This is a genomic window from Saccharospirillaceae bacterium (assembly GCA_022448365.1).
Lineage (GTDB): Bacteria > Pseudomonadota > Gammaproteobacteria > Pseudomonadales > Oceanobacteraceae > Bacterioplanoides.
The window spans coordinates 1,611,321-1,623,604 of record JAKVCS010000003.1; the positions used below are offsets into that span (position 1 = coordinate 1,611,321).

At 50.3% G+C, this 12,284-nt stretch carries 13 protein-coding genes; 8 read left to right on the forward strand and 5 right to left on the reverse strand.

Annotation, left to right across the window (positions count from 1 at the left end):
- Nucleotides 1–151 precede the first annotated feature (151 nt).
- From coaD to elyC, 4 genes are all read left to right on the forward strand, one after another.
- Nucleotides 152–631 (forward strand): pantetheine-phosphate adenylyltransferase, encoded by a 480-nt coding sequence (gene coaD, locus MK185_11000; protein MCH2041151.1) that lies wholly within the window; start codon nt 152–154, stop codon nt 629–631.
- A 39-nt stretch (nt 632–670) separates the two neighbouring features.
- On the forward strand, nt 671–928 hold the full coding sequence (locus MK185_11005) for a YfhL family 4Fe-4S dicluster ferredoxin (protein MCH2041152.1): 258 nt from the start codon (nt 671–673) through the stop codon (nt 926–928).
- 251 nt (nt 929–1,179) lie between these two features.
- Nucleotides 1,180–2,901 (forward strand): gamma-glutamyltransferase, encoded by a 1,722-nt coding sequence (gene ggt / locus MK185_11010; protein ID MCH2041153.1) that lies wholly within the window; start codon nt 1,180–1,182, stop codon nt 2,899–2,901.
- A gap of 10 nt (nt 2,902–2,911) precedes the next feature.
- Nucleotides 2,912–3,652, forward strand: coding sequence for an envelope biogenesis factor ElyC (gene elyC / locus MK185_11015; protein ID MCH2041154.1), 741 nt, complete (start codon nt 2,912–2,914; stop codon nt 3,650–3,652).
- Nucleotides 3,653–3,657: 5 nt separating this feature from the next.
- Here elyC and MK185_11020 read toward each other — a convergent pair whose 3' ends face one another.
- The 5 genes from MK185_11020 to radC form a co-directional block, all read right to left on the reverse strand.
- Entirely contained in the window at nt 3,658–4,602 is a 945-nt protein-coding gene (locus MK185_11020; GenBank protein MCH2041155.1) for a porin family protein, read from the reverse strand.
- A 27-nt stretch (nt 4,603–4,629) separates the two neighbouring features.
- Nucleotides 4,630–5,442, reverse strand: coding sequence for a bifunctional DNA-formamidopyrimidine glycosylase/DNA-(apurinic or apyrimidinic site) lyase (gene mutM, locus MK185_11025; protein ID MCH2041156.1), 813 nt, complete (start codon nt 5,440–5,442; stop codon nt 4,630–4,632).
- Nucleotides 5,443–5,546: 104 nt separating this feature from the next.
- Nucleotides 5,547–5,705, reverse strand: coding sequence for a 50S ribosomal protein L33 (gene rpmG / locus MK185_11030; protein ID MCH2041157.1), 159 nt, complete (start codon nt 5,703–5,705; stop codon nt 5,547–5,549).
- Nucleotides 5,706–5,716: 11 nt separating this feature from the next.
- On the reverse strand, nt 5,717–5,953 hold the full coding sequence (gene rpmB / locus MK185_11035; protein MCH2041158.1) for a 50S ribosomal protein L28: 237 nt from the start codon (nt 5,951–5,953) through the stop codon (nt 5,717–5,719).
- A 304-nt stretch (nt 5,954–6,257) separates the two neighbouring features.
- On the reverse strand, nt 6,258–6,932 hold the full coding sequence (gene radC / locus MK185_11040) for a DNA repair protein RadC (protein ID MCH2041159.1): 675 nt from the start codon (nt 6,930–6,932) through the stop codon (nt 6,258–6,260).
- 66 nt (nt 6,933–6,998) lie between these two features.
- Between radC and coaBC the strand changes: the two genes are divergently transcribed.
- From coaBC to argB, 4 genes are all read left to right on the forward strand, one after another.
- Nucleotides 6,999–8,234, forward strand: coding sequence for a bifunctional phosphopantothenoylcysteine decarboxylase/phosphopantothenate--cysteine ligase CoaBC (coaBC, locus tag MK185_11045; protein ID MCH2041160.1), 1,236 nt, complete (start codon nt 6,999–7,001; stop codon nt 8,232–8,234).
- A 4-nt stretch (nt 8,235–8,238) separates the two neighbouring features.
- A complete protein-coding gene (gene dut / locus MK185_11050) occupies nt 8,239–8,694 on the forward strand; it encodes a dUTP diphosphatase (GenBank protein MCH2041161.1) in 456 nt (151 codons plus the stop codon).
- A 1,157-nt stretch (nt 8,695–9,851) separates the two neighbouring features.
- Nucleotides 9,852–11,261 (forward strand): phosphomannomutase/phosphoglucomutase, encoded by a 1,410-nt coding sequence (locus MK185_11055; protein ID MCH2041162.1) that lies wholly within the window; start codon nt 9,852–9,854, stop codon nt 11,259–11,261.
- 118 nt (nt 11,262–11,379) lie between these two features.
- Complete coding sequence (gene argB, locus MK185_11060; GenBank protein ID MCH2041163.1) at nt 11,380–12,282, forward strand: acetylglutamate kinase; 903 nt, start codon at nt 11,380–11,382, stop codon at nt 12,280–12,282.
- Nucleotides 12,283–12,284: the final 2 nt, after the last annotated feature.

A 12,284-nucleotide genomic window follows, 5' to 3' on the forward strand; every position in this document is an offset into this window, starting at 1 on the left:
GACACTAGGGATAGCGCAGGACATCGGTAAAGAACTAAACTGACAGTTCTGTGAGCGACCTGGACAGTGACCAGCAATGCGGTACCACTTTATTGAGCGCAAGACCAATTTTGGATACTATGCGCGCGATTTCAGATAACAAGGCAGCGTTATGAATATAGTCGTTTACCCTGGCACTTTTGATCCGATTACCAATGGTCACACCGACCTGGTGGAACGTGCAGCGCGTATGTTCGATCACATTATTCTGGCCGTTGCCGATAACCCTAAGAAAAAACCCATGCTGGACGTCGAAACCCGTGTCGACTTGGCGAAGGATGTATTAGGTCACCTGCACAACGTTGAAGTAGTTGGCTTTTCCAGCCTGCTTGCTGAATTTGTGCAAGAAAAACAAGCCAATATCATCCTCCGCGGCCTGCGTGCGGTATCTGATTTCGAATACGAATTTCAATTAGCCAATATGAACAGGGTACTGGCTCCAAATGTAGAAAGTATGTTTCTGACTCCTGCAGAAAAGTACTCCTACATTTCCTCTACCCTGGTGAGAGAGATTGCGTCCTTAGGCGGTGATGTCAGCAACTTCGTGCATCCGGAAGTTGCTAAAGCCCTGCAGAAGAGCGTGCAAACATAACCTGCTATTACAGCAGTTAGCCCCTGACGGAGGTATGTCATGGCTCTTATTATTACTGATGAGTGCATCAATTGTGATGTATGTGAACCTGAGTGCCCGAACGAAGCGATTTCTGCGGGCGAAGAAATTTACGAAATTGAACCCGCGAAATGCACCGAGTGTGTTGGCCACTACGATGAGCCCCAGTGTCAGCTGGTATGCCCGGTTGATTGTATCCCTCAAGATGACAGCAACATGGAAACTCAGGAAGAACTGGAAGCGAAGTACGAACTGCTGACGGGCAAAAAAATCGCCTGATCACAACTCCTACTAAGAACCCCTGCTTCGCAAGAATCAGGGGTTTTTTATTAGATGCCTACCCACACAACCGGAAATAGCTCGTTGGTTTTCCACTGGCCGCAGAGCATATTTTTGTGCCGTACCTTTGATACAACACCCTATCGTGACGTTAAAACAACACCGTGTTCCACCACACCTGGCCTTGCTCGCTTGCGACATCACTTCACCTTGCCCAAACTAGCGGCTATTCAATAGAAGGAATCCTCATCATGTTGAAACGCACACTGCTATTACTCAGCAGCAGTCTGATGCTTGCTTGTAGCCAATCGCCCACAACAAGCATTGAGCAAGCGTCAGATCATCAAGCCAAGCCCAAGCAAGCCGCCATCGCCAGTGCACACCCATTAGCGACACAAGCTGGCATGGACATCCTGAATCAGGGCGGGAATGCCTTCGATGCAGCAATTGCCGTAGCAGCCAGTCTTGGCGTGGTAGAGCCATACAGCGCCGGAATCGGTGGCGGTGGTTTCTGGCTGCTTTACCAGGCAGGAAAGGACCAATACACCTTTATCGATGCCCGTGAAATGGCCCCCGCTGCTGCCCATAAAGACTACTACCTCGACCAACAGGGTCAGGTAGACCGTGATAAGGCAGTCAATGGTCCAACAGCGGCAGCAATTCCCGGGCAAGCAGCTGCCTTTGTCCATCTGGCAGAAAATTATGGTGAATTGCCACTATCGGTGTCTCTCGGATCCTCTATTGAACAAGCCAAAGAGGGCTTTCCGGTATATGAACATTATCGCAAGCTCATGGGCTTTCGCCTGAAGCAAGTTCGCCGCTATGAGGATAGCCGCGAGATCTTGCTGGATAACGGAGAGATTCCGGAAATTGGCTACATCATCAAGCAACCCGACCTGGCCAATACCTTACAAGCCATCGCAGATAATGGCTTTGATGGCTTTTACAGCGGCGCGGTAGCGGCCAAATTGGTTGAGGCAGTTCAAGCCGATGGTGGCGACTGGACGCTCAGTGACCTGGCTAACTACAAGGTAATCGAACGCGATCCGATTCGCATACAATTCGGAGACTATCAGGTCCTCAGCGCGCCACCGCCGTCATCCGGTGGAATCGCCATTGCACAGATGCTGAACATGCTGGCACAGGATTCTCTGCCTGATTGGAAATCACTGAACGCCGTAGATCAGACCCATTTACTGACCGAAGTCATGCGTCGTGCTTACAAAGACCGAGCCGAATACTTAGGCGACCCAGATTATTTCGATGTACCGGTTACTGAACTGCTGTCTGAACGAAGAGCAGAAAACTGGGCAGCCAGTATCGATATGAAGCAGGCCACACCCAGCTTAAGCCTGAACGGCGTTAAGAACCTGCAGGAAGGTTTCCACACGACCCACCTTTCGGTCATTGACCAACAGGGCAATATGGTCTCTGCCACACTGAGTATTAACCTGCCATTTGGCTCTGCCTACACGGCTTCCGGAACCGGCGTATTGCTGAACAACGAAATGGATGACTTCTCAGCCAAGCCGGGAGAGCCTAATGCTTATGGTCTGGTAGGCAATGAAGCGAATGCCATTGCACCCGGTAAGCGACCATTGTCGAGCATGTCTCCCAGTATTGTTAGCACAGAAAATTCAACCGCCATTATCGGAACGCCCGGCGGCAGCCGGATCATTACCATGGTGTTTCTTGGAATATTGGAACATATGGACAATAAACCCGTTAAAGACTGGGTGTCACGCAAGCGCTTCCACCACCAGTATTTACCGGATGTGATTCAACATGAACCCGATACGTTCACAGATAAAGAGCAGGTCGCATTGCTGCAACGAGGCCATCAACTGAGAAACATTGGGCGCCATTACGGTAACATGCAGGCTATTTTGTGGGACAAACGATCTGGCAAAGTGACTGCCGCTTCTGACCCACGCGGTTATGGGCAGTCCCGGGTAAGTGAAATAACACAATAAAGGAAGACCGGTGTTCGCTTTTTATCTGAAGAAAGTCATTGGCATGATGCTGATGCCAACTCCTCTGACCATTTGTGGGCTGATGCTCGGCCTGCTGTTGCTGCGTCGCTATCCTGCGTATGGCAAGTCTCTGATTGCAGCCTCAGCCTTATTTCTCGGACTGACCAGCTGGCACCCAATCGCCGATCATTTACTAAAGCCGTTTGAAAACGACTACCCGACATTTGACCTGCAACAACCGGTTGCTGCGGTTGTCGTGCTTGGCGGTTGCCACAGCAGTTCAGACAATCGCCCTCCCGCGTCACAACTGTGTGGCACGTCCCTGCACCGACTTCAGGAAGGGCTGAGAATTCTGCAGTCCAATCCGGCTGCATGGTTATTTGTTTCAGGCTTTGAAGGCACAGATACACGCTCTCATGCTGAGGTCAGCCGGGAAGTAGCCATCGCTTTAGGTGTTGCTCCGGAACGCATTAAAACCTTTGCGAAAGCCCGGGATACACAGGAAGAAGCTGAACTGATGGCGCCCTACCTCGGCGAAAAGCCATTTGCTCTGGTGAGTGAGGCATCGCATTTACCTCGGGCGATCACATTCTTTGAGCAACAAGGGCTGAAACCTATTGCTGCCCCTGCCGTCTGGCAGGCAGGTGATAACAGCAACTGGAAAGTAGATGCCAGCGCGCAAAGGAAGAGTGAGCGGGCATTTTATGAGGCCCTGGGAAGGGCCTGGCATTATTTGAAAAGCAGATTTTAGTTTGATTACCAAAAGAAACGAGCAGACAAATCTACGGCGTTTAAACCAAGATCAAAGTCATCACTATTTCCCGCTTCTGTTAGAGTTCCGCTCATACTATATCGAGTAAAATCCAAGCCTAAACTTGTTCTTTTGTTCAGTCTGTAGTCTGCGCCGATTCCCCATAGTAATCCGAATCCACTATCAGAAACCCCTTCTACATCGTAGTTCCAACTGTGGAAACCTAACTTAAACAAAAGAGAAGTTTTCGGAGCAACTTCTTTACCGAAACGGCTATAAAGTTGATATGAGGTCACAGAGTGCTTGGCTTTACTATCGCCGGTTATCTTTGATTTCGTATCGACAAGCATTAATTGCTTAACACCCAGAGCAACATCAAATCGACTTCGATCACTTAACAGAAAGTGTGTTCCTAAATGCAAACCTAAATTTGGAGATGCAATACTGTCCGAATTATTCTCAACATCAATATCCACCTTTGAGTAACCGAAAGAGGCATTAACAAAATGCTCGATTATTTTTCCATTACCTTCATCCAGATTACCAACTGCACTATCAATTTTACCGCAGCCCAGGCAGCGCACAAATGCTGCTTGTAATGGCGTGATAACCAGCGCTTCTGCAGCTTCGTCAGCATTACCACCAAGTAGCGTGAATGGCAGTGTCGCGCCATAAACCAGAGCGCCACCCTGAGATAAAACGAAGTACAGTGGCCGGGCCAGAACCGCGTCGATGATCATCGCACCGGCACTGGGCTTTTCCTTAATGGTTTCAGCAGACGTAATATTCCCTGAAAGCAGCAACAGCGTTGCCATCATCACAGGGACGGATTTTTTTAAAGCCACCAGTAATCGCATCACTCGTCCTCTTATTCTGCGTACGCAATTACTGCCGACTATAGCAGCCAAGTCTTGCTGCGTCACGGTTGGCCAATGGAGATTTTCAGCCAAATCAACAGGCTACCTTATTCAATTAATCTAACGCTGGCACTTCGGGCAGTAGACTGTTGCACGCTGACCCTGACGGATTTCTTTAAGGGTTGAGCCGCAATGCAGACAACTTTCTCCACCACGGCCGTACACCAGCAGCTCCTGAGCAAAGTAACCGGGCTTGCCATCACCACCGACGAAATCTTTCAGTGTTGTGCCGCCTTGGGCAATGGCCTGCTCAAGAACCAATTTGATACAAGCCACCAGCTTTTGATAACGCGCTTTACTTACTTTACCGGCCGCACAAGTTGGACGAATTCCGGCCATGAACAGACTTTCATTGGCGTAAATATTACCAACACCAACGACAACTTTACCGTCCATAATAAATTGCTTAATTGCCTGGGATTTCCCGCGGCTGCGTTGAAACAAATAATCCACGTCAAACGCTTCCGACAGGGGCTCTGGACCGAGGTGATCGAGATGCTCGCTTACTGTGGCGTCCGGTGCCTGCCACAACAAAGCACCGAATCGACGCGGATCGTGGTAACGCAGGATCTTGCCATTCGATAGCCGCCAGTCGATGTGATCATGTTTGGCGACCGGCTCATCATCTTCAACCAGCCTCAGTGAACCCGACATTCCCAAATGCCAGATCGCAGTCCCAACATCGGTTTCCACCAGAATATATTTTGCCCGACGCCTGAGCTTACGGATTTGCTGCCCTTCCAATAACTGAACAGACGACTCGACCGGCCAGCGGAGTTTCGGCTGACGAACAATCACTTGCTCGATTGTTATGTTTTCTAACCAGGGTTCAATACCCCGCAATGTCGTTTCGACCTCAGGTAACTCTGGCACGCTGACTCCTCCAAAACTCACATTTCAGACACAAAAAAACCCGACCTAGGCCGGGCTTTCATTCAAGACTCTTCATCACAAAGAGCTGCGCAGTATAAAGAAACTTACTTAATTTTAGCTTCTTTGTACATTACATGCTTGCGAATGGTTGGATCAAACTTTTTGATCTCCATTTTCTCAGGCATTGTGCGCTTGTTTTTGTCGGTTGTGTAGAAGTGACCAGTACCGGCACTTGAAACCAGACGAATCTTATCACGTGGCATTACAGGCCTCCTTAAACTTTCTCACCGCGAGCGCGGATTTCGGCCAGAACAGCATCGATACCTTTCTTATCGATGATGCGCATGCCTTTAGTGGTTACACGCAGACGTACGAAACGCTTTTCGCTCTCTACCCAGAAGCGGTGGTACTGCAGGTTAGGCAGAAAACGGCGCTTGGTTTTGATGTTTGAGTGGGAAACGTTATTCCCTGTTACAGGACGCTTACCTGTAACCTGACAAACCTTAGACATTGAATTAGCCCCGATTTAACTGTATCGAACAAATGAAAAATTCGTTACAACCGTGGGCGAGTCGGCCGAAGTTCGGCTTCAGACAAGTGCCCTGGCTGAAAAGAGTTGCGCTTTATACCAAACGGTTTATCCCCAGGCAAGCGAAAGCTGGATTTTGAATGACTTTTCGGCATTTTTGTCACGATCTGACACCCTCTTTTAACAGCAAGGGGGATCTTTCATGGTTTGGCAGAATTTATTCTTGCCCGCAGTCACAGTACATGACACCACCATTAACGACAGTGAGAACCAATAGCTTAGTTAATTACAACCAGCCTCGCTCAGCAAATGACACACAATAACCATCGCCCACTACCAGATGATCCAACACGCGAATATCCATAAAGCCTAATGCCTCCGTCAGGCGGTCGGTAATTGCTCTGTCTGAACGACTGGGTTCAGCGACGCCGGATGGATGATTGTGAGCCAGAATCACGGCAGCAGCACTGACAGACAGCGCCTGCTTTACCACCTCACGGGGATAGACCGCCGCACCATCCAGCGTGCCATGAAATAACTCCTGATATCGAATCACCCGATGCTGGTTGTCGAGAAACAAACACGCAAACACCTCGTGACTGCGATCACGCAATTGCGATAACAGATAGCGCTGAGTAAGTTGAGGGTTGGTTAGCGCATCACCCCGTTCTAACTCCTCGGCGAGATGCCGTTTGGCCATTTCTAATGCGGCCTGTAGCTGGGCAAACTTAGCACTGCCTAAACCATGGGACTGACAGAAGGTACTCAGGTCAGCTGTCAGCAGAGACCTCAGACTACCGAAGTCAGCCAGCAGCTCACGAGCCAGGTCAACGGCACTCTTACCCTTAACGCCGGTCCGCAGAAAAATCGCCAGCAATTCGGCGTCCGACAACACCTGAGCACCCAGAGTTAACAGCTTCTCACGCGGCCGCTCCATTTCTGGCCAATCACGGATTGCCATACCCACCTCCCTGTAGGCCACTGACTGATATATACTCGCACCATTCTAATCAGCGTGAAGAAAAACATGCAACAACTGACCAACAAACGCATCCTGCTGGGCATTACGGGTGGTATTGCTGCGTATAAGTCCGCTGAACTGGTTCGCAACCTGAAGAAAGCAGGAGCCGATGTTCGCGTTATTATGACCAAAGGCGCGATGGAATTTATCACTCCGCTGACACTTCAGGCTTTATCGGGTAATCCGGTGCACCACGCTCTGCTGGACCCGGAAGCTGAAGCCGGGATGGGGCACATTGAATTGGCTAAATGGGCTGACTTGCTATTAGTTGCTCCGGCATCCGCCAACTTTATTGCCCGAGTGTCTCAGGGCCTGGGCGATGACCTGCTGACCACCGTCTGCCTGGCAACAGAAGCCCCACTGGCACTTGCACCTGCGATGAATCAAGCGATGTATAAAGATGCCATCACCCAGCAAAACATTGAGCGTCTGCTCAACGTTAAAGGCAAGAATCTGCATATCTTCGGCCCGGACTCCGGCGAACAGGCTTGCGGCGATGTCGGTCCCGGACGCATGCTCGACCCGGAACTACTGACGGCGAACTGCAGCGATTTATTTGAATCTGGCTTACTGGCCGGAATCAATCTGGTCGTTACCGCAGGACCGACTCGCGAAGCACTGGATCCGGTTCGTTACATCAGTAACCACAGCTCCGGAAAGATGGGTTACGCCATTGCAGAAGCTGCCAGAGAAGCCGGAGCAAAAGTGACCTTGATCACCGGGCCAGTTCATATTCCAAGCCCGGAAAGAGTCATCGTTGAGCGCGTATCCAGTGCCAGAGAAATGCTGGCATCGTCATTGGAACAGCTGCCGGAATGTCAGATATTCATCGCCGCTGCCGCCGTGGCTGACTATCGCCCGCTAAACGTAGCCAACCAGAAAATAAAAAAGTCGGGGGATACCATCGAAGTAAATATGGTGAAAAACCCGGATGTCGTTGCCACTATCGCACAACACGAGCAACGGCCATTCACGGTTGGTTTCGCCGCCGAAACGCAGGATGTAGAAACCTATGCCCGCGGTAAACTGGAAAAGAAAAACCTCGATATGATTATCGCAAACGATGTTTCGCGCACAGATATTGGCTTCAATAGTGACGAAAATGCCGTAACCGCGATATGGTCGCAAGGTCAGCAAGCGTTCGCCGCCATGAGCAAAACCACTTTGGCTCGACAGCTGGTTGACCTGATTGCACACCGGTACCAACAGTATTCTGATTTATCACGCAAAAACGAAGATTGATGTCATGCAAAAGTTACAAGTAAAAGTTCTGGATTCACGCATTGGTAATGAGATCCCGATGCCCGAATACGCCACCTCGGGTTCAGCAGGTCTTGACCTGCGCGCCTGTCTCGATGCCCCATTGACTCTGCATCCGGGTGAAACGCAGCTAATCCGCACGGGTCTGTCGATTTATATTGAAGATCCGTCACTGGCCGCCATGCTCTTGCCGCGCTCAGGTCTGGGTCACAAACACGGCATTGTGCTTGGCAACCTGGTCGGCTTGATCGACTCAGACTATCAGGGTGAGCTCATGGTCAGCTGCTGGAACCGCGGCCAGGACAGCTTCACGATTGAGGTGGGTGATCGTCTGGCGCAGATGGTTCTGGTGCCCGTGGTTCAGGCAGAATTTGAATTAGTTGAAGAGTTTCAGCAGACTGAACGTGGTGACGGTGGCTTTGGTCACTCCGGACGACAATAACAATACAGCTCAAGTGATTCACACCGCTGGCTATTCGCACCATTAACAAACCTTTGTAGGGAAGCAGTATGACAACTGAGGTACGCCGGCCCAAACGCACGATATTAATGTACAGCCGAATCACCATTTGGTTAGCGTTGTTATTTATTTCTGGCGGGCTGGCATTTCAAAGCCTACAGGTCAATCTGTTCACCCAATCAGAGGTCGATAGCGCCTTTGCTAAAGCAATGGCCGGTCAAATGGCACATGCACTGAAAACCCAGTTGAAAGACACCCAGCAGCTGCAAACTGCTGCCAGTCAGCACCCTCGCACATTGGCAGCGCTGCTGGGAGAGGACCCCAGCTGGAAGTCCACCCTGAAAAAGTTTATGCCGGGCGCCTATCGCGTTCACCTCTATCAGCGCCACGAAGCAATGGGTCTGCAAGCGAGTATGGGGTTTGCTGTGCAACAGGTGGTAAGCCGGACATTACGTGGCAGCCAGATGAAACTGGAAGCCGTGATGCGCAATCAGAGGCAACAGTTCTTCTGGGCATCTGCCATACGCGATAATAATCAGAAAATTGTTGGAGTTTTACTGGTCGAATATGGTGAGTACTGGCTGAAGCAATTCCGTTCAGGCGCCAACGACCAGTTAGGTCAGGTCATTGTTAACCAATATGTCGATGAAGATCGAAGTAAAGGTTTTGAGATTTTCCGCTTCGGTAGTGGTGCAGAAAAAACCGGCACTGTTGTTACAAAATCGATCAATGATTTCTGGTACCTGACCTACATTCCAGCGGATGAAAGGCCCCAGTTGGCATTGATGCCGCTGGCGACATCATGGATCGTGGTCCTTATCGCAACACTCGCCAGTTTATTTGTGATTGTGTATGTGCAGAAAAAAGCGCTGTTACAAAACCAGTTGCAGCTATTAACCTACGTCCGCAACTTGAGCCGCAAAGGCGACAATAATTTCCCGCAATTTTCGCTACAGATATTCTTTGATATTGCGCAGCAAATGGAACATTTATTAAAAACAGCACGGCCAGCCGCGACCGAATCCAATCCCCCAAAACAAGAACGTGAAAAACAAGAGATTTCTCTGCAGCAACCTAAGAAAAAAACGCAAGCGGCTAATACCACGACAACCAGGATGACATCAAACAGCTTGCCTGGAATGGAAGTGGAAGAAGTCGAACACGAGGCGATACCAGACATTTCTCAGTCCATTTTCCGCGCCTACGATATTCGCGGCATTGTCGGCCAGGACCTGACAAGTGAGGTTGTCTACTGGATTGGTCGTTCTCTCGGTGCCGAAGTACAGCAACGTGGTTTCACCAAAATTAATATTGCCTGGGATGGTCGCCCATCCAGCCCCGAGCTGGCAGAGTCGCTGGAGAAAGGGATTAACGAAAGCGGTTGCCATGCCATTCGTCTTGGCGCTCAGCCGACGGGCTTGCTGTACTTCGCCACTCACGAACTGGATAGCAACTGCGGCGTAGTAATCACCGGCAGTCACAATCCATCTGAATTTAATGGACTCAAGATTGTAATCGACAAGCAAACACTGGCTCAGGAAGAGCTGATGGCGCTGTACCATCGTATCGCCCGGGGCGATCTGCCCAAAGGTGAAGGAGACAGCGAAGAGCGACACCTGGAGCAGGCTTACCTTGAGCGCATTGAAGGTGATGTACAGATCAGCCGTGATCTGAAAATCGTTATTGATGCCGGCAATGGTATTGCTGGACCCGCTGCCGAACAACTGATGGACATGCTGAATATTGAATGCATGGCGCTCTACTGCGACGTTGATGGCAGCTTCCCAAATCACCATCCAGATCCAAGCCAGCCACATAATCTCGCTGACCTGCAACAGGCCGTGATCAGTAATCAGGCTGACCTGGGACTGGCGTTTGATGGTGATGGCGACCGCGTCGCTGTGGTCGATAACACGGGTAAAATCATCTGGCCCGATCGCCTGTTAATGCTGTTGATCGAGGATATTCTGCCTCGTAACCCTGGCAAAGACGTTTTATTTGATGTGAAGTCTTCACGTCATCTCACACCACTGATTAACCGCCATGGTGGTCGCCCCGGTATGTGGAAAACCGGCCATTCGCTGATGAAAAAACGCATGAAAGAAACTGATGCCATCATCGGCGGTGAGTTCAGCGGTCACTTCTACATTCAGGATCGCTGGTATGGCTTTGATGATGGTCTGTACGCCGCCGCTCGCCTGCTTGAGATCATCAGCTGCCATAATGGCAGCACAGCAGACCTGTTTGCGCGCCTGCCGGAGGATATCAGCACCCCGGAAATCACCATCAACACAACCGATGCCCGCAAGTTCGAAATTCTGAAAACTCTGAGCCAGGACCAGCAGCTCACAGCGGACGCCAGGGTATTTACTATCGATGGTATGCGTATTGAATTTCAGGATGGCTGGGGACTGATACGCGCGTCAAATACTACCCCAAAGCTGACACTGCGCTTTGCTGGCGACGATCAGGCGGCGATCGAGCGGATACAACAGCGAATGAAGCAGGCACTTACCCTGCATGCACCGGATTTGCAGGTGCCGTTCTGACGCAACAGCGCGGTTTTATAGAACTTAAGCGTGCTTTCACGCTATAATCGCGCTCACTGAAAACCGGCCACATGGCCGGTTTTGTTTGTCGGACGCACACCTTTTTACGGAGCCCCTGATGCCACTACGACGTAAAGCAGCCATGCACACAGCCAATATCCTCAGTGAAGCATTGCCTTACCTGCAACGTTTTGTGGGTAAAACCATCGTGGTGAAGTATGGTGGCAATGCCATGATTGACGAAGAGCTGAAAAACAGTTTTGCCCGCGACATGGTGATGCTGAAGCTGATCGGCATTAATCCGATTGTGGTCCACGGCGGCGGTCCACAAATCGGCGAATTACTCGACAAACTGAACATCGAAAGCCGCTTTGTTAACGGCATGCGAGTCACTACAACAGAAACCATGGACGTCGTTGAAATGGTACTGGGTGGCCTTGTTAACAAAGACATCGTGAACCTGATCAACCAGAATGGTGGTAAAGCACTGGGCCTGACCGGTAAAGATGGCCAGCTACTGCATGCTAAAAAGCTGCAGGTGACACAAAGCTCACCGGAAATGCAAAAGCCAGAAATCATTGATATCGGCCACGTTGGTGAAGTTGAGCATATCAATACGCAAGTATTGGATATGCTGACTCAAAGCGACTTTATTCCGGTTATTGCTCCGATTGGTGTTGGCCGTGACGGAGCCTCTTATAACATCAATGCAGACCTGGTAGCCGGCAAAGTTGCTGAGGTACTGCAGGCAGAAAAACTGATTTTGCTGACAAATATCGAAGGTCTGATGGACAAAGAAGGTCAAATCCTCACCGGACTGACGACTGAACAAGTCGATGGACTGATCGCGGATGGTACGATTTATGGCGGTATGCTGCCAAAAATCCAATGCGCTCTGGATGCGGTATACGCCGGTGTTACCAGCGCACATATCATTGACGGCCGGGTGTCCCACTCGACCCTGTTAGAGTTATTCACCGATGAAGGTGTAGGTACCCTGATTACTAACGCTCGCGCTTAATC

Excerpts from the sequence above, each read along its gene's own strand:
- MK185_11055 (MCH2041162.1), top strand. The coding sequence starts at position 9,852 with ATGGAAGTGGAAGAAGTCGAACACGAGGCGATACCAGACATTTCTCAG.
- MK185_11005 (MCH2041152.1), top strand. The coding sequence starts at position 671 with ATGGCTCTTATTATTACTGATGAGTGCATCAATTGTGATGTATGTGAA.
- coaBC (MCH2041160.1), top strand. The coding sequence starts at position 6,999 with ATGCAACAACTGACCAACAAACGCATCCTGCTGGGCATTACGGGTGGT.
- rpmG (MCH2041157.1), bottom strand. The coding sequence starts at position 5,705 with ATGCCACGTGATAAGATTCGTCTGGTTTCAAGTGCCGGTACTGGTCAC.
- dut (MCH2041161.1), top strand. The coding sequence starts at position 8,239 with ATGCAAAAGTTACAAGTAAAAGTTCTGGATTCACGCATTGGTAATGAG.
- coaD (MCH2041151.1), top strand. The coding sequence starts at position 152 with ATGAATATAGTCGTTTACCCTGGCACTTTTGATCCGATTACCAATGGT.
- radC (MCH2041159.1), bottom strand. The coding sequence starts at position 6,932 with ATGGCAATCCGTGATTGGCCAGAAATGGAGCGGCCGCGTGAGAAGCTG.
- ggt (MCH2041153.1), top strand. The coding sequence starts at position 1,180 with ATGTTGAAACGCACACTGCTATTACTCAGCAGCAGTCTGATGCTTGCT.
- argB (MCH2041163.1), top strand. The coding sequence starts at position 11,380 with ATGCCACTACGACGTAAAGCAGCCATGCACACAGCCAATATCCTCAGT.
- rpmB (MCH2041158.1), bottom strand. The coding sequence starts at position 5,953 with ATGTCTAAGGTTTGTCAGGTTACAGGTAAGCGTCCTGTAACAGGGAAT.